The 22,971-nt window shown below is 60.1% G+C and carries 21 protein-coding genes; 17 read left to right on the top strand and 4 right to left on the bottom strand.

Features of this window, described 5'->3' with window-relative positions; translation table 11 throughout:
• Positions 1–212: 212 nt before the first annotated feature.
• Positions 213–998 (top strand): outer membrane protein OmpK, encoded by a 786-nt coding sequence (locus CAF87_RS17270; protein ID WP_085732339.1) that lies wholly within the window; start codon positions 213–215, stop codon positions 996–998.
• 38 nt (positions 999–1,036) lie between these two features.
• On the opposite strand, the gene CAF87_RS17265 is transcribed toward CAF87_RS17270, so the two are convergent.
• Positions 1,037–2,209 (bottom strand): patatin-like phospholipase family protein, encoded by a 1,173-nt coding sequence (locus tag CAF87_RS17265; RefSeq protein WP_085732338.1) that lies wholly within the window; start codon positions 2,207–2,209, stop codon positions 1,037–1,039.
• Positions 2,210–2,244: 35 nt separating this feature from the next.
• Positions 2,245–3,177: a lipid A biosynthesis lauroyl acyltransferase gene (locus tag CAF87_RS17260; RefSeq protein ID WP_085732337.1), complete on the bottom strand. Its 933-nt coding sequence runs from the start codon at positions 3,175–3,177 to the stop codon at positions 2,245–2,247.
• Positions 3,178–3,294: 117 nt separating this feature from the next.
• Here CAF87_RS17260 and minC point away from each other — a divergent pair, with 117 nt between their 5' ends.
• From minC to CAF87_RS17225, 8 genes are all read left to right on the top strand, one after another.
• Entirely contained in the window at positions 3,295–4,032 is a 738-nt protein-coding gene (gene minC / locus CAF87_RS17255; protein ID WP_085732533.1) for a septum site-determining protein MinC, read from the top strand.
• Between the two features lie 169 nt (positions 4,033–4,201).
• The gene (minD, locus tag CAF87_RS17250; protein WP_085690474.1) at positions 4,202–5,014 is read left to right on the top strand and encodes a septum site-determining protein MinD; all 813 of its coding nucleotides are present in this window, start codon (positions 4,202–4,204) and stop codon (positions 5,012–5,014) included.
• A complete protein-coding gene (minE, locus tag CAF87_RS17245; RefSeq protein ID WP_007960071.1) occupies positions 5,014–5,268 on the top strand; it encodes a cell division topological specificity factor MinE in 255 nt (84 codons plus the stop codon). The genes minD and minE overlap by 1 nt, the downstream gene beginning before the upstream one ends.
• Before the next feature lie 91 nt (positions 5,269–5,359).
• Positions 5,360–5,995 (top strand): RluA family pseudouridine synthase, encoded by a 636-nt coding sequence (locus CAF87_RS17240; RefSeq protein WP_085732336.1) that lies wholly within the window; start codon positions 5,360–5,362, stop codon positions 5,993–5,995.
• A 46-nt stretch (positions 5,996–6,041) separates the two neighbouring features.
• Positions 6,042–7,142, top strand: a complete 1,101-nt coding sequence (locus CAF87_RS17235) for a hypothetical protein (protein ID WP_085732335.1) — start codon at positions 6,042–6,044, stop codon at positions 7,140–7,142.
• Positions 7,143–7,218: 76 nt separating this feature from the next.
• Entirely contained in the window at positions 7,219–8,508 is a 1,290-nt protein-coding gene (locus tag CAF87_RS17230; RefSeq protein WP_085710626.1) for a M18 family aminopeptidase, read from the top strand.
• 126 nt (positions 8,509–8,634) lie between these two features.
• The gene (locus CAF87_RS29320) at positions 8,635–8,811 is read left to right on the top strand and encodes a hypothetical protein (protein ID WP_170929629.1); all 177 of its coding nucleotides are present in this window, start codon (positions 8,635–8,637) and stop codon (positions 8,809–8,811) included.
• A 76-nt stretch (positions 8,812–8,887) separates the two neighbouring features.
• Positions 8,888–11,047: a mechanosensitive ion channel family protein gene (locus CAF87_RS17225; protein ID WP_085732334.1), complete on the top strand. Its 2,160-nt coding sequence runs from the start codon at positions 8,888–8,890 to the stop codon at positions 11,045–11,047.
• A gap of 364 nt (positions 11,048–11,411) precedes the next feature.
• On the opposite strand, the gene CAF87_RS17220 is transcribed toward CAF87_RS17225, so the two are convergent.
• Positions 11,412–12,125: a UTRA domain-containing protein gene (locus CAF87_RS17220; RefSeq protein ID WP_085732333.1), complete on the bottom strand. Its 714-nt coding sequence runs from the start codon at positions 12,123–12,125 to the stop codon at positions 11,412–11,414.
• A gap of 351 nt (positions 12,126–12,476) precedes the next feature.
• Between CAF87_RS17220 and CAF87_RS17215 the strand changes: the two genes are divergently transcribed.
• The 6 genes from CAF87_RS17215 to CAF87_RS17190 all read left to right on the top strand — a co-directional run bounded on the left by CAF87_RS17215 (position 12,477) and on the right by CAF87_RS17190 (position 17,766).
• On the top strand, positions 12,477–13,541 hold the full coding sequence (locus tag CAF87_RS17215) for an ABC transporter substrate-binding protein (protein ID WP_007960206.1): 1,065 nt from the start codon (positions 12,477–12,479) through the stop codon (positions 13,539–13,541).
• Positions 13,542–13,656: 115 nt separating this feature from the next.
• Entirely contained in the window at positions 13,657–14,463 is an 807-nt protein-coding gene (locus tag CAF87_RS17210; RefSeq protein ID WP_085732332.1) for an alkaline phosphatase family protein, read from the top strand.
• A gap of 5 nt (positions 14,464–14,468) precedes the next feature.
• Positions 14,469–15,305, top strand: a complete 837-nt coding sequence (locus tag CAF87_RS17205; RefSeq protein WP_170929633.1) for an ABC transporter permease subunit — start codon at positions 14,469–14,471, stop codon at positions 15,303–15,305.
• Positions 15,292–16,092 (top strand): ABC transporter permease, encoded by an 801-nt coding sequence (locus tag CAF87_RS17200; protein ID WP_065261898.1) that lies wholly within the window; start codon positions 15,292–15,294, stop codon positions 16,090–16,092. The genes CAF87_RS17205 and CAF87_RS17200 overlap by 14 nt, the downstream gene beginning before the upstream one ends.
• Positions 16,089–17,078: an ABC transporter ATP-binding protein gene (locus CAF87_RS17195; RefSeq protein ID WP_085732330.1), complete on the top strand. Its 990-nt coding sequence runs from the start codon at positions 16,089–16,091 to the stop codon at positions 17,076–17,078. Before CAF87_RS17200 ends, CAF87_RS17195 begins: the two co-directional genes overlap by 4 nt.
• A gap of 34 nt (positions 17,079–17,112) precedes the next feature.
• Complete coding sequence (locus CAF87_RS17190; RefSeq protein ID WP_085732329.1) at positions 17,113–17,766, top strand: HAD family phosphatase; 654 nt, start codon at positions 17,113–17,115, stop codon at positions 17,764–17,766.
• A gap of 45 nt (positions 17,767–17,811) precedes the next feature.
• Here the strand turns inward: CAF87_RS17190 and CAF87_RS17185 are convergent, their stop codons facing one another.
• Complete coding sequence (locus CAF87_RS17185; RefSeq protein WP_085732328.1) at positions 17,812–18,774, bottom strand: zinc-binding dehydrogenase; 963 nt, start codon at positions 18,772–18,774, stop codon at positions 17,812–17,814.
• 181 nt (positions 18,775–18,955) lie between these two features.
• On the opposite strand from CAF87_RS17185, the gene CAF87_RS17180 reads away from it, so the two are divergent.
• Both CAF87_RS17180 and CAF87_RS17175 read left to right on the top strand, forming a co-directional pair.
• The gene (locus CAF87_RS17180) at positions 18,956–21,040 is read left to right on the top strand and encodes a carboxy terminal-processing peptidase (RefSeq protein ID WP_170929630.1); all 2,085 of its coding nucleotides are present in this window, start codon (positions 18,956–18,958) and stop codon (positions 21,038–21,040) included.
• A gap of 133 nt (positions 21,041–21,173) precedes the next feature.
• Positions 21,174–22,964, top strand: coding sequence for a bifunctional diguanylate cyclase/phosphodiesterase (locus CAF87_RS17175; RefSeq protein ID WP_085732326.1), 1,791 nt, complete (start codon positions 21,174–21,176; stop codon positions 22,962–22,964).
• Positions 22,965–22,971: the final 7 nt, after the last annotated feature.

Raw genomic sequence — 22,971 nt, 5'->3', positions numbered from 1 at the left:
CAGTACCGAGGCAACCCGAAAACACGCTCAGTCGACTGTTTTTTCAGCAGCCGACGGGCGTTTTTTTGCTTTTCGAAAAGCCTTGGCTCAGCTCTTGCTAACAGCACACAAGCTGACCGATCGGATGACTTTTGCAGCAATGAAAAAAGGCGCCACACCAGAGCGCCGACTCAAAAAAACAAACGTGGAATACCTACTTTGGGAGCAACCGAATGAAACGTATGAGCACCAGCCTGATGCTTGCGGGAACCATGCTGGCGGGGGGCCAGGCCATGGCCGACGGCCTGCTGCAATGGCAGAACAACAGCCTGACCTACCTTTATGGCAAGGACTTCAAGGTCAACCCGGCCATCCAGCAGACCGTCACCTTCGAGCACGCCGATGCCTGGAAGTACGGGGACAACTTCCTGTTCGTCGACAAGATTTTCTACAACGGCAAGCCTGACGGTGGTGTCGGCAACAACACTTACTACGGCGAATTCAGTCCACGCCTGTCGTTAGGCAAGATCCTCGATCAGAAGATCGAATTCGGCCCGATCAAAGACGTGCTGCTGGCGATGACCTACGAGTTCGGCGAAGGCGACGTCGAGTCCTACCTGATCGGTCCAGGCTTCGACCTGGCGATTCCCGGCTTCGACTACTTCCAGTTGAACTTCTATCAGCGTCACACCGAAGGCTCGCGTCCGGGCGACAATGTCTGGCAGATCACACCGGTCTGGTCTTACACCATTCCGGTCGGCGACTCGGACATCCTGATCGATGGTTTCATGGACTGGGTGGTCGACAACGACGTTAACAGCAAGGGCGAATACCACGCCAACCTGCACTTCAACCCACAGGTCAAATACGACCTGGGCAAGGCGCTGAATTTCGGCGAGAAGCAGCTGTACGTCGGTGTTGAATACGACTACTGGAAAGACAAGTACGGGATCGATGACACCCGTGCCTTCACCACCAATCAGAACGTGACCAGCTTCCTGGTGAAGTTCCACTTCTGATAGTGCTGCGGATGGCGCCCGCCCGGGCGCCATCTGTTTCAGGCCGGAACCACCGCCTCGCCGATTCCGAGAAACCGGCACAGCTCATCGCGCTTGGCCAGTGCATCGCGCCGCCCCAGGTCGATCAACTCGCTGCAATACCCCGCCTCGAACAGCAAGTAACTCAACACTCCTGCCCCGCTCGTTTTGGTCGCCCCCGGCCCGCGCAAGAACAGTCGCAACGCCGCCGGCAGTTCCTGACGATGCCGCGCCGCGATTTCATCGATCGGCTGGCTTGGCGAGATCACCAGCACTTCAACCGGCGCCACGCCCAAAGCACGCGTCGGTGTTCCGTCGGGCATCAGGTGGCTGAACTGGTTCAGACGCTGAAGCAGCTCGATGTCGCTTTCCAGGCTGTCAATGAACGTACTGTTGAGCATGTGCCCGCCGATCTGCGCCAGTGTCGGCTGTTGACCGGTGTAGGTGCGCTCCAGTGGTTGCGCTGGGTCGAACCCGCGCGGGTTGCCGCTGACGCCGACCACCAGCACCCGGCTCGCCCCCAGGTGCAAGGCCGGACTGATCGGCGCGGACTGCCGCACCGCGCCATCGCCGAAATATTCCTCGCCGATTTTCACCGGCGCGAACAACAGCGGAATCGCTGAACTGGCGAGCAAGTGCTCCACGGTCAATTGCGTCGGCACGCCAATGCGCCGATGACGCAGCCATGAGTCGATGGTGCCGCCGCCCTGATAGAAGGTCACCGCTTGCCCGGATTCGTAGCCGAACGCCGTCACCGCCACTGCGTGCAGTTGCTTGCGGGCGATGGATTCGGCAATGCCGGGCATGTGCAGTTTTTCATTGAGCAGATGGCGCAGTGGCGAGCTGTCGAGCAACGCCACCGGCAGTTGCCGGCCCATCCCCAACAGGCTGTGGCTGACGAAACGGCTGGCTTGACGAATCACCCCCGGCCAGTCGCTGCGCAGTACGCGGTGGCTGCGAAAGCCTTGCCAGAACAGAGTCAGACGTTCGATGGCGGCGCGAAAGTCCGTGGCGCCGCTGGCGAGGCTGACCGCGTTGATCGCCCCGGCCGATGTGCCGACGATCACCGGGAACGGATTGTCCGCGCCCAGCGGCAGCAATTCGGCAATCGCCGCCAGCACCCCCACCTGATACGCCGCCCGAGCCCCGCCGCCGGAAAGAATCAAACCTGTGACCGGTTCAACTGGGCTCATCGCAACGCTCCGTGGTGCTTATAGGAATGGAAGGTTCAACCGCGCTTGGCGTACAGCTTCGGCTCGCCCGGTGGGCGACTCTTGAAGCGCCGATGCGCCCACAAATATTGCTCGGGGCAATCACGCAACACGCCTTCGACCCACTGATTGATGCGGATGCAATCGGCCTCTTCAGTCTCGCCCGGAAAACCTTCCAGCGGCGGATGGATCACCAGACGATAGCCGCTGCCGTCGGCCAGACGCTCCTGAGTGAACGGCACCACCAGTGCCTTGCCCAGCCGGGCGAACTTGCTGGTGGCAGTGACCGTTGCGGCCTGAATGCCGAACAGCGGCACGAAGATGCTTTGCTTGGCGCCGTAGTCCTGATCCGGCGCGTACCAGATCGCGCGCCCGGAACGCAGCAGCTTGAGCATGCCGCGCACGTCGTCGCGCTCCACCGCCAGCGAATCGAGATTGTGCCGCTCGCGGCCCTGCCGCTGGATAAAGTCGAACAGCGGGTTCTTGTGCTCGCGGTACATGCCGTCGATGGTGTGCTGTTGGCCGAGCAGCGCCGCGCCGATTTCCAGGGTGGTGAAATGCACCGCCATCAGAATCACGCCCTTGCCTTCGCGCTGGGCCTTTTGCAGATGCTCCAGGCCTTCGACGTGGGCCAGTTTCGCCAGACGCTGACGCGACCACCACCAGCTCATCGCCATTTCAAAGAACGCGATGCCGGTGGAGGCGAAGTTCTCCTTGAGCAGCCGTTTGCGTTCGGCGGCGGATTTTTCCGGGAAACACAGTTCCAGATTGCGCTTGGCGATGCGCCGCCGGTCGCCGGCGAAGCGATACATCAAGGCACCGAGAAAGCGACCGATGGCCAGCAATGCCGGATACGGCAGCTGCACGATCAGCCACAACAGCCCCAAGCCGCACCATAGCGGCCAGAAGCGTGGAGCAAGAAATGCTTTTCGAAAACGCGGGCGATCCATTAAAGCTTCCGTAAATACAGTGGCCGCGCATTCTACATCGTTCGACCCGGCTTGCGGCTGGCGGGCGTTCTCGTTATAAGTCTCGGCACTTTTAGTGACAAGCCGTTGTATGCCGACATGAGCCAAACCGAATCGCCAGACCAAGATCCCGTGTTCCAGCTGAAGGGCAGCATGCTCGCCATTACGGTGCTGGAACTGTCCCGCAACGACCTGGACAGCCTCGATCGGCAATTGGCCGCCAAAGTCGCCCAGGCACCGAATTTCTTCAGCAACGCGCCGTTGGTCCTGGCGCTGGACAAGCTGCCGCCGAGCGAAGGCGCGGTCGATCTGCCAGGCCTGATGCGCGTGTGCCGCCAGCATGGCCTGCGCACCCTGGCGATTCGCGCCAGCCGCATCGAAGACATCGCCGCCGCCATCGCCATCGACATCCCGGTGCTACCGCCGTCCGGCGCCCGCGAGCGGCCACTGGAAACTGCCGAGCCTGTTGCTCCGAAGAAGCCGGAAAAACCGCCGGAGCCGACCGTCAAACCGACCCGCGTCATCACCACGCCAGTACGTGGCGGCCAACAGATATATGCGCAAGGTGGCGATCTGGTGGTGGTGTCCTCGGTCAGCCCGGGGGCGGAACTTCTCGCCGATGGCAACATCCATGTATACGGCCCGATGCGCGGTCGTGCGCTGGCCGGGGTCAAGGGTGACACCAAGGCGCGGATTTTCTGTCAGCAATTGAGCGCTGAACTGATCTCCATCGCAGGCCATTACAAGGTTTCCGAAGACCTGCGTCGCGATCCGATGTGGGGTTCGGGCGTACAGGTCAGCCTGTCGGGCGACGTGTTGAACATCATTCGGCTTTAACGGATACTGCCGCATTTTCCAAGCATCTCTAAAACGTAGCGAAAACGGCTCAAACGAAGTAGGAAAAAGGCCAAAAGCCGAATTCCAGCCAAGGCTGTCCGACTGCAGTAGTTTTCAAGAGATGTTTTTCAGGGGCTGAACAGTCCTTCTTCCTTAGGGGTGAAACACCTTGGCCAAGATTCTCGTGGTTACATCCGGCAAGGGTGGTGTGGGTAAGACCACCACCAGCGCCGCTATCGGTACCGGCCTCGCTCTGCGCGGCCACAAAACAGTGATCGTCGACTTCGACGTGGGCTTGCGTAACCTCGACCTGATCATGGGTTGCGAGCGCCGTGTGGTGTATGACTTCGTCAACGTGGTCAACGGCGAAGCCAACCTGCAACAGGCCCTGATCAAAGACAAGCGCCTGGAAAACCTTTACGTACTGGCCGCCAGCCAGACCCGCGACAAAGACGCGCTGACCCAGGAAGGCGTGGAAAAAGTCCTGATGGAGCTCAAGGAACAATTCGAGTTCGTCGTCTGCGACTCCCCGGCGGGCATCGAGAAAGGCGCCCACCTGGCCATGTACTTCGCTGACGAAGCGATCGTCGTGACCAACCCTGAAGTCTCCTCGGTACGTGACTCGGACCGCATGCTCGGCCTGCTGGCCAGCAAGTCCCGTCGCGCCGAAAAAGGCGAAGAACCGATCCAGGAACACCTGCTGATCACTCGCTACCACCCGGAGCGCGTCGAAAAAGGGGAAATGCTGGGCGTCGAAGACGTCAAGGAAATCCTCGCCGTGCGCCTGCTGGGTGTCATTCCGGAATCCCAGGCCGTGCTCAAGGCTTCCAACCAGGGCGTCCCGGTTATCCTCGACGACCAGAGCGACGCCGGCCAGGCCTACAGCGATACCGTTGATCGCTTGCTGGGCAAGGAAAAAGAACACCGGTTCCTGAATGTCGAGAAGAAGGGATTCTTCGAGCGTCTGTTTGGAGGTAGGTAATGAACCTTTTTGACTTCTTTCGTGCCAACAAAAAGCCAAGTACCGCCTCGGTCGCGAAAGAGCGTCTACAGATCATCGTGGCGCATGAACGCGGCCAGCGCAGTACCCCTGACTATCTGCCATCCCTGCAAAAGGAACTGGTGGAAGTGATCCGCAAGTACGTCAACATCGGCAACGACGACGTCCACGTGGCACTGGAAAGCCAGGGCAGCTGCTCGATTCTGGAACTCAACATCACCCTGCCAGATCGCTGAGTCGATCCGGCAGGAACGACGGCGGCTCAGGGCCCTTCCGATACCGGAAGGGCCCTGAGCCGCCGTTGGCATTTGTTACGAGGCTGTTTTAATGCCGCTGTCCAACATCCACATCATCCATCAGGACGCCGCCGTACTGGTGGTGAACAAACCGACCCTGTTGCTCTCGGTGCCCGGCCGGGCCGACGACAACAAGGACTGCCTGATCACTCGCCTGCAGGAAAACGGCTACCCCGAAGCGCGTATCGTCCATCGTCTGGACTGGGAAACTTCAGGGATCATTCTGCTGGCTCGCGACGCGGACACTCACCGCGAACTGTCGCGGCAGTTTCACGACCGCGAAACCGAAAAGGCCTACACCGCCCTGTGCTGGGGTCAGCCGGAACTGGACAGCGGCAGCATCGACCTGCCCCTGCGCTATGACCCGCCGACCAAGCCGCGCCACGTGGTCGACCACGAATTCGGCAAACACGCCCTGACTTTCTGGCGCGTGCTGGAACGCTGTGGCGACTGGTGCCGCGTCGAACTGACGCCGATCACTGGCCGTTCGCACCAGTTGCGCGTGCACATGCTGTCCATCGGTCACCCGCTGCTTGGTGACGGACTCTATGCCCATGAACAAGCCCTGGCCGCCTGGCCGCGCCTGTGCCTGCACGCGAGCATGCTCAGCTTCACCCACCCTCAGTCCGGCGAACGCTTGCGCTTCGAATGCCCGGCTCCGTTTTAAGCACTGCCTGACCGGCAGTCGCCTGTTTTAAAGGATTTTGTTCCGGATGAGTTGTACTGATTCCCTGGCAACACCTGTCAAGAAGACGCGTCACCAACTGCTCTACCTGATTTACGGCAACCAGGATGTTTACCGGCGCGAAGCCAAGTTCAGCATCCTGACGGCCCTGTCCCAAGCCAAGACCGGCAAACGCCCGGCGATCAGGATTCTGACTGACCGACCACAGAACTACGAAGGCTGGCCTGTCGATACCGTGCTGCTCGACGAACCGACACTGACTCGCTGGCAGGGCGATAACGGCTATCACCACCGGCGCAAGGCCTGTGCGATTGCCGCCGGTTTGCCATTGGCCGAAAAGACCTTGTTCGTCGACACCGACACCCTGTTCACCAGTGACCCGAACCGCCTGTTCCGGGAGATCACTACCGAACAATCGGTGATGGACCGTTTCGAATACGACTGGAAAGATGTCTTCGAGCGCGACGACTATCTGAAGCTCGGTCGCGACCTCAGCGCCCACGGTGTAACCCCGGACAACGGCTTCAAGCTCTACAACAGTGGGCTGTGCGGCGTAACCGACAGCGACGGGGAATTGTTCGAAGAGTCGATCCGTCTGATCGACGAATGGACGGCCGACGGTTTCGAGATCCATACCATCGAACAGATCGCTCTGTCGTTCGCCCTGCGCAAGCGGCCGGTGGTCGAGGCGCGCAAGTACATCTATCACTACTTCGCGGAAAAGCGTTTCTTCCATGCGATGCAGGCATTTTTCTTCGCCAAGCACGGCGAGCAGTTCAGCCAGCGCCTGGTGGATCTGTGCAAGGACGTACCAAGAGTCAAACCGTTCCCGTCCGCCTGGCAGCGCCTGAAAATCAAATGGAAGCTGCGCAACCAGAAAGGCACCCTGCGCAAGGTCGGTCGTGATCTGCTGTACGGCAGCGCCGCGCCGGATCATCCGTACTACAGCGCCTGTCGCCATGAATGGTGGGAATGCGCCTCGCGGGAGATTATTCGCTGGGACGAAAGCCGTCAGAAAAAGCTCCTGAACCAGAACCGCTGGCCGCAACAACTGCCTCGCCCGGAGAAAACCGAAGACGAAAAAGTCATCATGTCCTACCTGAAAAAACGCGTGGCCGCCGCTCGTTGACGCGAGCGGTACATGTCATGTCCCAAGCATCAGGCCGATGCGTTAAACTCCCGCCCATTGCTGTCTGGAGCTTCTTATGCGCGAAGAGTTGAACCAAGGCCTGATCGACTTCCTCAAGGCCTCCCCTACCCCGTTCCACGCCACCGCCAGCCTTGTTCAACGCCTGGAGGCCGCCGGTTATGTGCGCCTCGACGAGCGCGAGACCTGGCACACCGAAGCCAATGGCCGTTACTACGTCACCCGTAACGACTCTTCGATCGTCGCGATCAAGATGGGCCGCAACTCTCCGCTGCACGACGGCATCCGCCTGGTCGGCGCCCATACCGACAGCCCGTGCCTGCGAGTCAAGCCGCAACCTGAATTGCAGCGCCAGGGTTTCTGGCAGCTGGGCGTCGAAGTCTACGGCGGCGCGCTGCTGGCGCCGTGGTTCGACCGCGATCTGTCGCTGGCCGGTCGCGTCACCTTCCGTCGCGACGGCAAGGTCGAGAGCCAGTTGATCGACTTCAAGGCCCCGATCGCGATCATTCCCAACCTGGCAATCCACCTCAATCGCGAAGCCAATCAGGGCTGGGCGATCAATGCCCAGACCGAACTGCCGCCGATTCTCGCGCAGTTCGCCGGTGACGAACGCGTGGATTTCCGCGCGGTGCTGACCGATCAACTGGCCCGCGAACACGGCCTCAATGCCGACGTGGTGCTCGATTACGAGCTGAGTTTCTACGACACCCAGAGCGCCGCCGTCATCGGCCTGAACGGTGACTTCATCGCCGGCGCCCGCCTGGACAATCTGCTGTCGTGCTACGCCGGCCTGCAAGCCCTGCTGACCGCCGATACCGAAGAAACCTGCGTGCTGGTTTGCAACGACCACGAAGAAGTCGGCTCTTGCTCGGCCTGCGGCGCCGACGGCCCGATGCTGGAACAGACCCTGCGTCGCCTGCTGCCGGAAGGCGACGAATTCGTCCGCACCATCCAGAAATCCCTGCTGGTCTCGGCCGACAACGCCCACGGCGTGCACCCGAACTACGCCGAAAAGCACGACGCCAACCACGGCCCGAAACTCAACGCCGGCCCGGTGATCAAGGTCAACAGCAACCAGCGCTACGCCACCAACAGCGAAACCGCCGGCTTCTTCCGTCATCTGTGCATGGCCGAAGAAGTCCCGGTGCAAAGCTTCGTGGTGCGCAGTGACATGGGCTGCGGTTCGACCATCGGCCCGATCACCGCCAGCCACCTGGGCGTGCGCACCGTCGACATCGGCCTGCCGACGTTCGCCATGCACTCGATCCGCGAACTGTGCGGCAGCCATGACCTGGCCCACCTGGTCAAAGTGTTGAGCGCGTTCTACGCCAGCCGCGAATTGCCGTAACCGATCCTGTGGCGAGGGCGCTTGCTCCCTCGCCACGGCGACTGCGCAGTGACTGTGATACACATCACCACCGGTCGGTAAAATTCCACCTAGACTTAAATCATCCCCTTCGACAAGGCTGTCGCCATGATCTCGATGTCTGCGTTCCACTCCATGCTCATTCCGATACTGTCCGGAATGATTCTGCTGGCGTTCGGCTTCAACTTCCGCGACAAGAACGCCGGAGTGTTCGCCATGTGGATCGGCATGCTGTTGATCCTGGCCACCGTGGTCTACAAGATCCTCGCCAAACTCAACGAATAAATCCGCGCCCGGCTCGCATTGATTCAGGCGGGCTCGTACACTCGCCCGATCCACCCCTTGCGAGGTTGACCGCCTAGTGTTCGCTCGTTTCTTTGCCCTGCCCTGTCTCTTCCTTGTCTGCCTGATGACGCTGCTGCCATCGGCGTCTGCCCACGCGGTGAGTCTGCCCGGTCTGCTCAATGGCTCGAACAAGGCGCAACCGGAGGCTCAGGAACCGCTCGGCCAGTCCCTCGACGAAGTCATCAAGTCGCTGGAAAACGACAAGCAACGCGCCCAGTTGCTGAGCGACCTGAAAAAACTGCGCGACGCCACGAAAAAAGCCCAGGCCACCCCGGAAGAAGGCGTGCTGGGCCTGATCGGCGGCACCCTGGCCAATTTCGAAAAGCAGTTCACCGGCAGCGACAGCCCGCTCAATCGCTGGTCCGCCGAATTCGATCTGGCCAAGGACGAGCTGTCCGACCTGATGCTGCCGGCCAGTGAATGGCTGCCGATCATCTTCGCTTTCGCCGTGATCCTCGCGGTCTGGAGCCTGCTGGCCGCCGCGCTGATCTGGCTCGGCCATCGGGTTCGCATGCGCTTCGGCCTGACCGAAGAGCTCCCGCAAAACCCCCGGGCTCTCGACATGCTGCGCTTCGCCCTGCGCAAGCTCGGACCATGGATGATTGCCCTGGCCATCACGGTTTACATGAGCTACGCGCTGCCGTCGTCGCTGGGCAAAAGCCTGGCAATGGTCCTGGCTTACGCGTTGGTAGTCGGCACCTGTTTCTCGGCGATCTGCGTGATTGCCTTCTCCGTACTCGACGGCCCGCACCGCCATCGCGCGTTGTACATCCTGCGCCATCAGGCCTTTCGCCCTCTGTGGCTGATCGGCAGCTTCGCCGCGTTCGGCGAAGCCCTGAACGACCCACGACTGGTATCCGGCCTCGGCGTACACCTGGCACACACCGCCGCCACCGTCGCCAACGTCCTCGCGGCCCTGTCGACCGGCCTGTTCATCCTGCGCTTCCGCCGCCCCATCGCGCACCTGATCCGCAACCAGCCACTCTCCCGCCGCCTGACCCGCCGCGCCCTCAGCGACACCATCGAAATCCTCGGCACCTTCTGGTTCGTCCCCGCGCTTGTGCTGGTCGGGATTTCCCTGTTCGCCACCTTCGTCTCCGCCGGCGACACCAGCACGGCCTTGCGCCAGTCGCTGATCTGCACCGTGCTGCTGGTGTTGTGCATGGTGATCAACGGCCTCGTGCGCCGCCACGCCCTCAAACCGCAACGCGGACCGAAACGCCACGCGTTGTATTCCGAACGCCTGAAAAGCTTCTTCTACACCCTTGTGCATTTGCTGGTGTGGCTGGCCTTCATCGAACTCGGCCTGCGGGTCTGGGGCATGTCGCTGATCGGCTTCACCGAAGGCGAAGGCCACGACGTCAGCGTCAAACTGTTCAGCCTGATCGGCACGCTGATCTTCGCGTGGCTGATCTGGATCCTCAGCGACACCGCCGTCCACCACGCCCTCACCCGTTCCCGCAAGGGCGTGGCCAACGCCCGCGCACAAACCATGATGCCGCTGATCCGCAACGTGCTGTTCGTGGCGATTTTCATCATTGCGCTGATCGTCGCTCTGGCGAACATGGGTATGAACGTCACGCCGCTGCTGGCCGGTGCCGGCGTGATCGGCCTGGCGATCGGCTTTGGCGCACAATCGCTGGTGGCCGACCTGATCACCGGCCTGTTCATCATCATCGAAGATTCCCTGGCCATCGACGACTACGTCGACGTCGGCGGACACCTGGGCACCGTCGAAGGCCTGACCATCCGCACCGTTCGCCTGCGGGACATTGACGGCATCGTCCACACCATCCCGTTCAGCGAAATCAAAAGCATCAAAAACTACTCCCGCGAATTCGGCTACGCGATCTTCCGCGTGGCCGTGCCGTTCAACATGAGCATCGACGAAGCCATCAAACTGATGCGCGACGTCGGCCAGAAAATGCGCACAGATCCGCTGCAGCGGCGCAACATCTGGTCGCCATTGGAGATTCAGGGGGTGGAAAGTTTTGAATCGGGTAATGCGATATTGCGCGCCCGGTTCAAGACCGCACCGATCAAACAGTGGGAAGTTTCACGGGCGTTCAATTTGTCGTTGAAAAGGCATCTGGATGAGGCCGGGCTGGATTTGGCGACGCCGAGGATGAATGTGCAAGTGATCACAGCGGGTGGTGGTGGCCAGACTCAAGAATAGGGCCACCGTCAAAGCCCTCTTCGCTGGCAAGCCAACTCCCACCACTCAAAACGATGAGCGTTAGCTCGAGTAAAGCTTTTGACGTGCCGGCCCCATCGGAAGGCTGAGTGGAGGGATTTATCCGGGGGTGGGAGCGCAGCGACCGTGCGGCGAAGCCGCATGCATCGAGAGGAGGTGCAGCGAAGCAAACCGTAGGCGATGCCCCCGGATGAATCACGTAACGAAGGGACACCGAGCCTAGGCGAGGTGCCGAACGCCGGGGCCCAGCGTTTTGGTTACTTTGGGGCGTTTGCCAAAGTGACTCGCCGTAAGGGCGAAACCGCCAGCCGCAACACCCGAAGCAACGGATATTCACCCCAAACGATCAAACAACATCCACACCGACGTGAATCGCATCATGCCGCCAAAACTCCAGATCACAATCAATCAACCGCCCCGACTGATCATAATTGACCCGAGCAATCCTCAACCCCGGACTCCCCACCGAAACCCGTAAAGCCGCTGCCGCATCCACCGACAACGACGTAGGCACAATCTCGAACCGCACCCGCCCATAGTGCAAATCGTAATGCCGCGCATACAACTCGGTAATCGACTGATTCAGATCAAACTCCAGAATCCCCGGAAAAAACTGCGGATTCAGATAATGCTCCACATACAACACCAGCCGCCCGTCGATCCGCCGCGACCGGCAGATCTGAATCACGCTCGACAACGCCGGCAACTGCAACCACGCACACACCGCCGCTGACGCCGGTTGCAACCGCGCCGAAATCACCTCGGTCGACGGCACCCGCCCTTGCGCACTGACCATCGCGTGAAAGTGACTACGTTGCATCAGGTTGTAGGCCAGACGCGGTGGCGATACGAACCAGCCCCGCCGCTCCTCACGATAGATCTGCCCTTGCGCCTCCAGTTGCAACAAGGCTTCACGCACAGTGATCCGGGTCGTGCCGAACAACTCGCTGAGCTTGCGCTCGGCCGGCAGCTTGCTGCCCGCCGCGAGCAAGCCATGGTCGAGCTGCTCCTGAAGGATCTGCCCAATGGCTGTCACCGCTTTTGTTGCCTCATCGCGCATCAACGTTACCTATCTGGACTAGACCAGCACTGTTTCGGGGCAAAACCGCACGACTATTGCGCCGTTCGGTCGTGCTGCAAGCCTAGGCAGTGCAGATGACCGAGAGATGACAAAACTACCGAACGGTCGCCCTGACAACTTGCAATACATCGGCCAAGTCCCTTGCCAACCGGGACTTTGAGGGTGGTCTACGCTTACCGGGCAGCCGTCGATACCGGAGAAATAAATGGCGGGCCGGGTATCCGCCGACATCAAAGTGTCATCCAGCCCCCCTACATTGGCTCAGGTATTGCTGACCTAGACCAACACAAACCGCAATCGCAGCGTTGAACACGACCAAGGAGCTTCGGAATGAAACAGCTTTTCCTGGCAACACTGTTAGGCTCGACCATTGCCATGTGCACAGCCGCCATGGCGGCTGATGATCTGAAAACCCTCGAAGCCGCTGCGAAAGCGGAAGGCGCCGTCAACAGCGTCGGCATGCCCGATGACTGGGCCAACTGGAAAGGCACCTGGGAAGACCTGGCCAAGACCTACGGCCTGAAACACATTGACACCGACATGAGCTCGGCCCAGGAAATCGCCAAGTTCGCCGCCGAGAAAGACAACGCCACCGCCGACATCGGCGACGTTGGCGCGGCTTTCGGCCCGATCGCGGTCAAGCAAGGCGTGGTGCAACCGTACAAGCCAACCACCTGGGATCAGGTTCCGGCCTGGGCCAAGGACAAGGACGGTAACTGGGCACTGGCCTACACCGGCACCATCGCTTTCATCGTCAACAAGAAGCTGCTGCACGGCTCCGAAGTTCCGACCAAATGGGCTGACCTCAAGGGCGGCAAATACAAGGTCTCCATCGGTGACGTGAGCACCGCTGCACAAGCTGCCAACGGTGTGCTCGCCGCTGCGCTGGCCAACGGCGGCGACGAGAAAAACCTCCAGCCTGCCCTGCTGCTGTTCGCAGACATCGCCAAGCAGGGTCGCCTGTCGATGGCCAACCCGACCATCGCCACCATGGAAAAAGGCGAGATCGAAGTCGGCGTGGTCTGGGACTTCAACGGCCTGAGCTACAAGGCCAAGATGGCCAACCCGGATGACTACGTGGTGCTGATCCCGTCCGACGGCTCGGTGATTTCCGGCTACACCACCATCATCAACAAATACGCGAAGAACCCGAACGCCGCCAAGCTGACCCGCGAATACATCTTCAGCGACGCTGGCCAGACCAACCTCGCCCGCGGCAATGCCCGTCCGATCCGCGCCGAGCATCTGCAACTGCCGGAAGACGTGAAAGCCAAACTGCTGCCGAACGAGCAGTACAAGAAGGTCACGCCGATCAAGGACGCCGATGCGTGGGAAAAAACCTCCAAGGCCCTGCCGCAAAAGTGGAACGAAGAAGTCATCGTAGAAATGAAGTGATGCTATAGATCCCGTTTTCGGGGTTACTGAAGATCCCCTATGGGAGCGAGTTCGCTCCCATAGGGGAATCTGCGTTGAAGTCAAAATCTGATCTGTTCGCGGAGTTTTTGCCCCTATGAAGCACACCGTCATCCTTGTCGTGCTCGACGGCCTCAATTACGAGGTCGCGCGTCACGCCATGGGGCATCTGCAGGCTTACGTTGGCGCAGGACGCGCCGCACTCTACCAGTTGGAGTGCGAGCTGCCGGCCCTGTCCCGACCGCTTTACGAATGCATCCTCACGGGCGTGCCACCGATCGACAGCGGCATCGTCCACAACAACGTCTCGCGCCTGTCCAACCAGCGCAGCATCTATCACTACGCACGTGATGCCGGTCTGAAAACCGCCGCTGCGGCGTACCACTGGGTCAGCGAGCTCTATAACCGCTCGCCCTTCGTGGATGCACGAGATCGGCATACCGATGACCCGACACTGCCGATCCAGCACGGCCACTTCTACTGGAACGATCACTATCCGGACTCGCACCTGTTCGCCGACGCGGAAAACCTGCGCCTGCGCCACGCCCCGGACTTTCTGCTGATCCATCCGATGAACATCGATGACGCCGGCCACAAGCACGGCCTCGACACCCCGCAATACCGCAACAGCGCGCGCAGCGCCGACATCATCCTCGCCGACTACCTGCAAGGCTGGCTCGACGCCGGTTATCAAGTGCTGGTGACTGCCGACCACGGCATGAACAACGACCGCTCGCACAACGGCCTGCTGCCGGAAGAACGCCAGGTGCCGTTGTTCGTACTCGGTGACGCCTTCAGCCTGAACGCCGGCGCCATGCCGAAGCAGACCGACATCTGCGGCACCGTCTGCGAACTGCTCGGCGTACCCCACGACAAACCTGTGTGCCGGGAGTTGCTCAAGTGAACTCAATGACTCGCGGCAAATGGCTGGCCGCCCTGTGCCTGGTGCCTTTCGCGCTGTTCTTTATCGTGTTCGAAATCGCCCCGCTGATCTGGGTGATGATCAACAGCCTGCAATCGGAAGAATTCGGTTGGGGCTTCGCCAACTTCAGCAGGATCTTCAGCTCGAAGTTCTATCTGCAGGCGATCCAGTACAGCCTCGAAATCAGTTTCTGGTCGAGTGTGTTCGGGATCATCATCGCGGTGCTGGGTGCGTACTCCCTGCGTCGGGTCGATTCGAAACTGCGCAACTTCGTCAACGCCTTCGCCAACATGACCAGCAACTTCGCCGGCGTGCCGCTGGCGTTTGCGTTCATCATCCTGCTCGGCTTCAACGGCAGCATCACGATCATGTTGAAGCAGGCCGGAATCATCGAGGACTTCAACCTTTATTCGAAAACCGGGCTGATCATCCTCTACACGTACTTCCAGATTCCCCTTGGAGTCCTGCTGTTGTACCCGGCGTTCGATGCTTTGCGCGAAGACTGGCGCGAATCTGCGGCGCTGCTGGGTGCTGACGGTTGGCAGTTCTGGCGCCATATCGGCCTGCCAGTGTTGACCCCGGCCCTGCTCGGCACCTTCGTGATCCTGCTGGCCAACGCCCTTGGCGCCTATGCCACGGTCTACGCGTTGACTACCGGCAACTTCAACGTGCTGCCGATCCGCATTGCGGCGATGGTGTCCGGTGACATTTCCCTCGATCCGAACCTGGCCAGCGCCCTGGCCGTGGTACTGGTGGCGCTGATGACCCTGGTGACCGTCGTGCATCAACTGCTGTTGAAGAGGAGCTACCATGTCTCGCGCTGAATCCGGCCCGGCCGGCGTCTACCACCGCGTCGTGGTCTACCTGCTGTTCGCCATTCTGCTGCTGCCGCTGCTTGGCACTCTGATCTATTCGATCGCCAGCAGCTGGTCGGCCACCGTGCTGCCCAGCGGCTTCACCTTCAAGTGGTACATCCAGTTGTGGAGCGACCCGCGCTTCCTGCACGCCTTCGGCCAATCGTTGCTGGTGTGCGTCGGCGCGCTGATCCTCTCGGTGGTGCTGATCCTGCCGCTGCTGTTCGTGGTGCATTACCACTTCCCCAAACTCGATGCGCTGATGAACATCCTGATCCTGCTGCCCTTTGCGGTGCCGCCGGTGGTGTCGTCGGTGGGTCTGTTGCAGCTCTATGGTTCCGGGCCGTTCGCGATGGTCGGCACGCCGTGGATCCTGATCGGTTGCTACTTCACCGTAGCGCTGCCGTTCATGTACAGGGCGATCACCAACAACCTGCAAGCGATCAACCTGCGCGACCTGATGGACGCCGCCCAACTGCTCGGCGCCAGCACTTTTCAGGCAGCTTTTCTGGTAGTCCTGCCGAATCTGCGCAAAGGCCTGATGGTCGCGTTGCTGCTGTCGTTCTCGTTCCTGTTCGGTGAGTTCGTGTTCGCCAACATCCTGGTCGGCACCCGCTACGAAACCCTGCAGGTCTACCTCAACAACATGCGCAACAGCAGCGGCCACTTCACCAGTGCGCTGGTGATCTCCTACTTCTTTTTCGTGCTGGTCCTGACCTGGGTCGCCAACATCTTGAACAAGGACAAAAGCGAATGAGCTATGTCAGCGTCCAACATCTTCAGAAAAACTATGCGGGCACCACGGTGTTCAGCGACATCAACTGCGAGATCCAGAAGGGTGAATTTGTCACCCTGCTCGGCCCGTCCGGTTGCGGCAAATCCACCCTGCTGCGCTGCATCGCCGGCCTGACGCCAGTGGATGGCGGCAAAATCCTGCTCGATGGCGTCGACATCGTGCCGCTCACCCCGCAGAAACGCGGGATCGGCATGGTGTTCCAGAGCTATGCGCTGTTTCCCAACATGACCGTGGAGCAGAACGTCGCCTTTGGTCTGCGCATGCAGAAGGTCAATCCGGACGACAGCCACAAGCGTGTCACCGAGGCGTTAAAACTGGTTGAGCTCAACGACTTCGCCAGTCGTTATCCGCATCAGCTCTCCGGCGGTCAGTGCCAGCGTGTCGCCCTCGCCCGCTCTTTGGTCACCCGTCCGCGTCTGTTGTTGCTGGATGAACCGCTGTCGGCCCTCGATGCACGGATTCGCAAACACCTGCGCGAACAGATCCGTCAGATCCAGCGCGAGCTCGGCCTGACCACGATTTTCGTCACCCACGATCAGGAAGAAGCCCTGACCATGTCTGACCGGATTTTCCTGATGAATCAGGGAAAGATCGTACAAAGCGGCGACGCCGAAACCCTCTACACCGCACCGGTCGATGTGTTCGCCGCGGGTTTCATCGGCAACTACAACCTGCTGGATGCCGAGAGTGCTTCGAAGCTGTTGCAGCGACCGATCAGCCACCGCATCGCCATTCGCCCGGAGGCCATCGAACTGAGCCTGAACGGCGAACTCGATGCACAGATTCGTAGCCACAGCCTGCTGGGCAACGTGATCCGCTACCGCATCGAGGCCCGGGGCGTGGAACTGGTGGTGGATGTGCTCAACCGTTCGGCGGCGGATCTGCATCCCGACGGTCAGCGCCTGGCGCTTTCCATCGATCCGACGGCCCTGTGTGAGGTAGCCTGATGACTTTGCTGACGTTGAAGAGAGAACTGCACTGATGGCCCTGGCAATTTTTGATCTGGACGAAACCCTGATCCACGGCGACTGCGCCACCCTCTGGAGCGAGCAGATGGGGCGCTTGGGCTGGGTCGATCCCGAGTCGTTCATGCGCAAGAACAACGAGCTCATGGACGCCTACAGCCACGGCAAGTTGCGCATGGAAGACTACATGGACTTCAGCCTCGAACCGCTGATCGGTCGCACCCCGGAAGAGGTGCAGTATCTGGTCGGCCCCTGGGTTGAAGACTTCATCGAGCCGATCATCTTCAGTGATGCGACCAAAACCATCGCCGCTCACCGCAAGGCCGGTGACCGGATTCTGGTGATCTCGGCCTCGGGTACGCACCTGGTCAAACCGATTGCCGAGCGACTGGGTATCGACGAAGTTCTGGGCATCGAACTGGAAGTGGCCAGTGGCGTGTACAGCGGCCTAACCGTGGGCACCCTGACCTACCGCGAAGGCAAGATCACTCGTCTGCTGGAATGGCTGGATGCCGAAGAGGAAAACCTTGAGGGCGCGAGTTTCTATTCCGACTCACGCAATGACCTGCCGCTGCTGCTGAAAGTGGATTACCCGCATGTGGTCAATCCGGATCCGATGTTGCGCGAGCAGGCCGAGAAAGCTGGCTGGCCGATCCATCTCTGGAAGTAAGCGATTGGCTTGTGGGAGCACACTTGCTCCCACAAGCTTTAGTGATCAGCTCAGGCTGTCGTCGATCACCAGTACCAACTTCCCGGCGACCGTGTTGCTCGCCAGCTCGGCGAACGCCGCTTCGGCATCCTTGATCGCAAAGGTCCTGGCCAGTTGCGGCTTCAGGCGCCCTTCGGAAAACAGCGGCCACACATGCTGGCTCAGATCGCTGAACAGATCGGCCTTGAACTGATCGTCGCGGCTGCGCAGGGTCGAGCCCAGCAGTTGCACGCGCTTGGCCAATACTTGGGCCAGATCCAGTTTTGCCTCGCGGCCGCCCATCAGGCCGATCAGCACCCAGCGTCCATCCTGAGCCATCAACTTCAGATTAAGCGCCGAGTAATTACCGCCGACCGGATCCAGAATCACATTGAACGGCCCGAAATCCCGCAGGCTTTCCAGATCGTCAGTGCGCACCACACCGCCCTGGGCGCCCAGCGCTTCACAGTAGGCCAAACGCTCGCCCGACCCGACGCTGACCCAGCAAGGATTGCCAAACGCCTTGCACAGTTGAATGGCAGCTGAACCGATGCCACTGGCCCCGGCATGCAGCAGAACTTTCTCACCCGGTTTGAGCGCAGCGAGTTGGAAAATATTCAGCCAGACGGTCGCGTACACCTCAGGCAACGCTGCCGCTTCGATCAGCGTCACGCCTTCCGGAACCGGCAGCACATGCCGTCCGTCGACGACCACTTCTTCGGCCATCCCGCCCCCGGCCAGCAAGGCGCAGACCCGATCACCAACCTGCCAGGACGATCCGGCGCCGACTTCGCTGATCACCCCGGAACACTCAAGACCGAGCACCTGACTGGCACCCGGCGGCGGTGGATAAAGGCCCGCCTTCTGTAATAAGTCCGCGCGATTGAGGCCGGCTGCCGCCACCCGGATGCGAACTTGTCCTACATCACACGTAGGACTCGGCTCATCAACCCATGCCACTTGACCTTCAACGCCTTGCAATGCCTTCACAGTGCCTCCATAGTGAGTCTGGACTGAGCCCGAAGCTGAAGCGCCGGGCTTTTTGCATTATGCGACCGGCCCTGGGGTCTGAACGAACGCTGAACAGCAGTTATCGTACAGAGCGTAGAGGTACCGGCGACTTCAAAGACGGCCTAATATGCGTTATCAATTGTCCCCGCGTCGAATCAGCATGAAGCATTTGCTCCCCAGCACCGCCCTCGCTCTTTTCATCGGTATCGGCCTCTTGCCGGTGTCGGGCACCACATTCGCAGCCAACAGCTGGGACAAGTTGCAGCCTGATCGCGATGAAGTGATCGCCAGTCTGAACGTCGTCGAGTTGCTCAAACGTCATCACTACAGCAAGCCGCCGCTCGACGATGCGCGCTCGGCGATCATCTACGACAGCTATATCAAGCTGCTGGATCCGTCGCGCAGCTACTTCATGGCCAGCGACATTACCGAATTCGACAAGTGGAAGTTCCAGTTCGACGACTTCCTCAAGAGCGGCGACCTCAACGCCGGCTTCACCATCTACAAGCGCTATCTGGATCGCGTGAAAGCGCGCCTGGACTTCGCCATTGCCGAGTTGAACAAAGGCGTCGACAAGATGGACTTCACCACGAAGGAAACCTTGCTGATCGATCGCAAGGACGCCCCGTGGCTCAAATCCACCGCAGAACTCGATGACCTGTGGCGCAAACGCGTCAAGGACGAAGTGCTGCGGCAGAAGATCGCCGGCAAAGAGCCGAAGCAGATCCAGGAAACCCTGACCAAGCGCTACAAGAACCAGTTGGCGCGCCTGGACCAGACCCGTGCCGAAGACATCTTCCAGGCGTACATCAACACCTTCGCCATGTCTTACGACCCGCACACCAACTATCTGTCGCCGGATAACGCGGAAAACTTCGACATCAACATGAGCCTGTCCCTCGAGGGCATCGGCGCCGTGTTGCAGAGCGACAACGATCAAGTGAAGGTCGTGCGTCTGGTGCCGGCAGGTCCTGCCGACAAGACCAAGCAGGTCGCCCCGGCCGACAAGATCATCGGCGTTGCCCAGGGCAACAAAGAGATGGTCGACGTGGTCGGCTGGCGCCTGGACGAAGTGGTCAAGCTGATCCGAGGTCCGAAAGGCACCGTGGTGCGTCTGGAAGTCATCCCGGCCAGCAATGCGCCGAATGACCAGACCAGCAAGATCGTGCCGATCACCCGTGAAGCGGTGAAGCTCGAAGACCAGGCCGTGAAGAAATCCATCCTGAGCCTCAAACAGGACGGCAAGGACTACAAGCTCGGCGTGATCGAGATTCCGGCCTTCTACCTGGACTTCAAGGCGTTCCGTGCCGGTGATCCGGATTACAAGAGCACCACTCGCGACGTCAAGAAACTGCTGACCGAACTGCAGAAAGAGAAAGTCGACGGCGTGGTCATCGACCTGCGCAACAACGGCGGCGGTTCCCTGCAGGAAGCCACCGAGCTGACCAGCCTGTTCATCGACAAGGGCCCTACCGTGCTCGTGCGTAACGCCGATGGCCGGGTCGATGTGCTTGAAGATGAAAACCCGGGCGCGTTCTACAAAGGCCCGATGGCACTGCTGGTCAACCGCCTGTCCGCCTCGGCTTCGGAGATCTTCGCCGGTGCCATGCAGGACTACCACCGCGCGCTGATCATCGGCGGCCAGACCTTCGGCAAAGGCACCGTGCAGACCATTCAGCCGCTGAACCATGGCGAACTGAAACTGACCCTGGCCAAGTTCTACCGGGTTTCCGGGCAGAGCACCCAGCATCAGGGCGTACTGCCGGACATCGACTACCCGTCGATCATCGACACCAAGGAAATCGGCGAGAGCGCCCTGCCGGAAGCCATGCCGTGGGACACCATCCGCGCGGCGATCAAACCGGCGGTCGACCCGTTCAAGCCGTACCTGGCCCAGCTCAAGTCCGAGCATGATGCCCGCTCGGCGAAGGACGCGGAGTTCGTGTTCATCCGCGACAAGCTGGCCCTGGCGCAGAAGCTGCTGGAAGAAAAAACCGTCAGCCTCAATGAAGCCGACCGTCGTGCCCAGCACGCCGACATCGACGCCAAGCAACTGGCGATGGAAAACATCCGTCGCAAGGCCAAAGGCGAAGAACCGCTCAAAGAACTGAAGAAAGAAGACGACGATGCCCTCGCGGCAGCCGAGCCGGACAAGGTCAAACCGGAAGACGACGCCTACCTGAGCGAGACCGGGCGCGTGCTGCTGGATTACCTGAAGCTGAGCAATCAGGTGGCCAAGAAGTAAGGTGATGGCAATTTAATGGTGACGATCCCCGGATCGTCATCAAACAGTCATCATTCTGTCGTGCAATAAAGGACTGGGAGCGGTTCTCTTCATCGAGAACGCTCCCAGTCCTTTTTTATCGCCAGAGATTGCCATGACCACGACCGAACAGCTGAGTGCCTTGAGCTCGATCCTGACTCAAAGCGGTTTGCACAGCCTGTTCCAGCCGATCATTTGCCTCTCTGAACGACGCATCCTCGGTTATGAAGCCCTGACTCGCGGCCCGTCCAACAGCCCGCTGCACTCCCCCATCGCCCTGTTCGCCGTTGCCCGCCAGGCCGGGCGTTTGAGCGAACTGGAAATCGCCTGCCGCCAAAGCGCTTGCCGCCGTTTCAATGAACAACAACTGCCGGGCAAGCTGTTTCTCAACGTTTCTCCCGAATCCCTGCTCGAAGCGGCGCACCAGCCGGGGCGAACCCTGCAACTGCTGCAGGATTTCGGTATTCCGCCAAGCCAGGTGGTGATCGAACTCACCGAACAGACGCCGATCGATGATTTCCAGTTGCTGCAAACAGCACTGCATCACTATCGGGCGATGGGGTTTTCGATTGCCCTCGATGATCTGGGCGCGGGTTATTCAAGCCTGCGTCTATGGTCGGAGCTGCGGCCGGATTACGTGAAGATCGACCGACACTTTATCGACGGCATTCACCAGGATGCGTTGAAACGCGAGTTCGTCGGATCGATCCTGCAAATCGCCAAGGCCTCCCGGGCGCAAGTGATTGCCGAGGGCATTGAATTGCCGGGAGAACTGGCGGTGCTGACCGAAATGGGTGTCGATCTGGTGCAGGGCTACCTGCTTGGACGCCCTCAGGAACACCCTCCGCGCGATGCCCGCGTTCTGCTACCCAAACACGACAGCAGCGCCGTGGCGCTGAATGACGAAGGCAGCGATCTCAGCGCCTTGCTCAACGACCAACCAGCCGTGAATCGCGACACACCGACCGCCACCGTACTCGAAGCCTTCCGCCGCCAGGCCAACCTCAACTCGCTGGCGGTGCTCGACGAACAAGGCCAGCCCTGCGGCATTGTCCACCGCCACTCGTTGTCCGACGCGCTGCTCAAGCCGTTCGCCACAGACCTCTTCGCCCGCAAACCGATCAGCCGTCTGATGAACGACGACTTCCTCGCCGTGGAAATGAGCCAGTCGCTGCAACAGGTCAGCCGCCTGATCACCAGCCGCGCCCGGCAGCGCATCGAAGAAGACTTCATCATTACACTCAACGGCAGCTACCTAGGACTGGGGCGGGTGATCGATGTGCTCAAATTGATCACCGAGCTGAAAATTCAGCAGGCCCGGTATGCCAACCCACTGACTCTACTACCCGGCAACGTACCGATCCAGCAATGCCTGACAAGGTTGCTGCAACAAGGGCGGGAATCGGTTATTTGCTATGTCGATATCGATAGCTTCAAGCCCTTTAACGATATCTATGGGTATGGTCGGGGGGATGAAGTGTTGTTGTGTCTGGCGCAGTGCCTGAACGAACGTGTAGACCCGTCCCGTGATTTCGTCGGGCATATTGGTGGGGATGATTTTCTGTTGGTGCTCGGCCCGGAGGACTGGCGCAAACGGCTCAACCAATTGCTTGATGATTTCCAGAGCCAATGCCGACGCTTCTACCGCCCTGAACACCTTGAGGCTGGGTGTTTTGTTGCGCCGAATCGCCAGGGTATTCGTCAGGAGTTTCCGTTGCTTTCATTGTCCATTGGGGTCGTCCATCTGCACCCTGAAGCTTGTGCGCAACTGGATGCGAGTCAGTTGGCAGAGATGGCTTCGCAGGCGAAGCATCATGCGAAGAATGTTCCGGGGTATAGCGTGCATGTTATCGACAGCATAAGCGCGCAACCTTTTCACGAGGCGTTTGTTTCAGGTCATCGCTGATGTAAAA

It is taken from the genome of Pseudomonas sp. R38(2017) (assembly GCF_002112395.1).
Classification (GTDB): Bacteria; Pseudomonadota; Gammaproteobacteria; order Pseudomonadales; family Pseudomonadaceae; genus Aquipseudomonas.
Note: the sequence above shows the minus strand (reverse complement) of the source record. Positions and strands in the feature narration are given on the sequence as shown.

Coding starts and splice junctions, on each gene's coding strand:
- CAF87_RS17270 (WP_085732339.1), top strand. CDS start 213: ATGAAACGTATGAGCACCAGCCTGATGCTTGCGGGAACCATGCTGGCG.
- CAF87_RS17265 (WP_085732338.1), bottom strand. CDS start 2,209: ATGAGCCCAGTTGAACCGGTCACAGGTTTGATTCTTTCCGGCGGCGGG.
- CAF87_RS17260 (WP_085732337.1), bottom strand. CDS start 3,177: ATGGATCGCCCGCGTTTTCGAAAAGCATTTCTTGCTCCACGCTTCTGG.
- minC (WP_085732533.1), top strand. CDS start 3,295: ATGAGCCAAACCGAATCGCCAGACCAAGATCCCGTGTTCCAGCTGAAG.
- minE (WP_007960071.1), top strand. CDS start 5,014: ATGAACCTTTTTGACTTCTTTCGTGCCAACAAAAAGCCAAGTACCGCC.
- CAF87_RS17240 (WP_085732336.1), top strand. CDS start 5,360: ATGCCGCTGTCCAACATCCACATCATCCATCAGGACGCCGCCGTACTG.
- CAF87_RS17235 (WP_085732335.1), top strand. CDS start 6,042: ATGAGTTGTACTGATTCCCTGGCAACACCTGTCAAGAAGACGCGTCAC.
- CAF87_RS17230 (WP_085710626.1), top strand. CDS start 7,219: ATGCGCGAAGAGTTGAACCAAGGCCTGATCGACTTCCTCAAGGCCTCC.
- CAF87_RS29320 (WP_170929629.1), top strand. CDS start 8,635: ATGATCTCGATGTCTGCGTTCCACTCCATGCTCATTCCGATACTGTCC.
- CAF87_RS17220 (WP_085732333.1), bottom strand. CDS start 12,125: ATGCGCGATGAGGCAACAAAAGCGGTGACAGCCATTGGGCAGATCCTT.
- CAF87_RS17215 (WP_007960206.1), top strand. CDS start 12,477: ATGAAACAGCTTTTCCTGGCAACACTGTTAGGCTCGACCATTGCCATG.
- CAF87_RS17210 (WP_085732332.1), top strand. CDS start 13,657: ATGAAGCACACCGTCATCCTTGTCGTGCTCGACGGCCTCAATTACGAG.
- CAF87_RS17205 (WP_170929633.1), top strand. CDS start 14,469: ATGACTCGCGGCAAATGGCTGGCCGCCCTGTGCCTGGTGCCTTTCGCG.
- CAF87_RS17200 (WP_065261898.1), top strand. CDS start 15,292: ATGTCTCGCGCTGAATCCGGCCCGGCCGGCGTCTACCACCGCGTCGTG.
- CAF87_RS17195 (WP_085732330.1), top strand. CDS start 16,089: ATGAGCTATGTCAGCGTCCAACATCTTCAGAAAAACTATGCGGGCACC.
- CAF87_RS17190 (WP_085732329.1), top strand. CDS start 17,113: ATGGCCCTGGCAATTTTTGATCTGGACGAAACCCTGATCCACGGCGAC.
- CAF87_RS17180 (WP_170929630.1), top strand. CDS start 18,956: ATGAAGCATTTGCTCCCCAGCACCGCCCTCGCTCTTTTCATCGGTATC.
- CAF87_RS17175 (WP_085732326.1), top strand. CDS start 21,174: ATGACCACGACCGAACAGCTGAGTGCCTTGAGCTCGATCCTGACTCAA.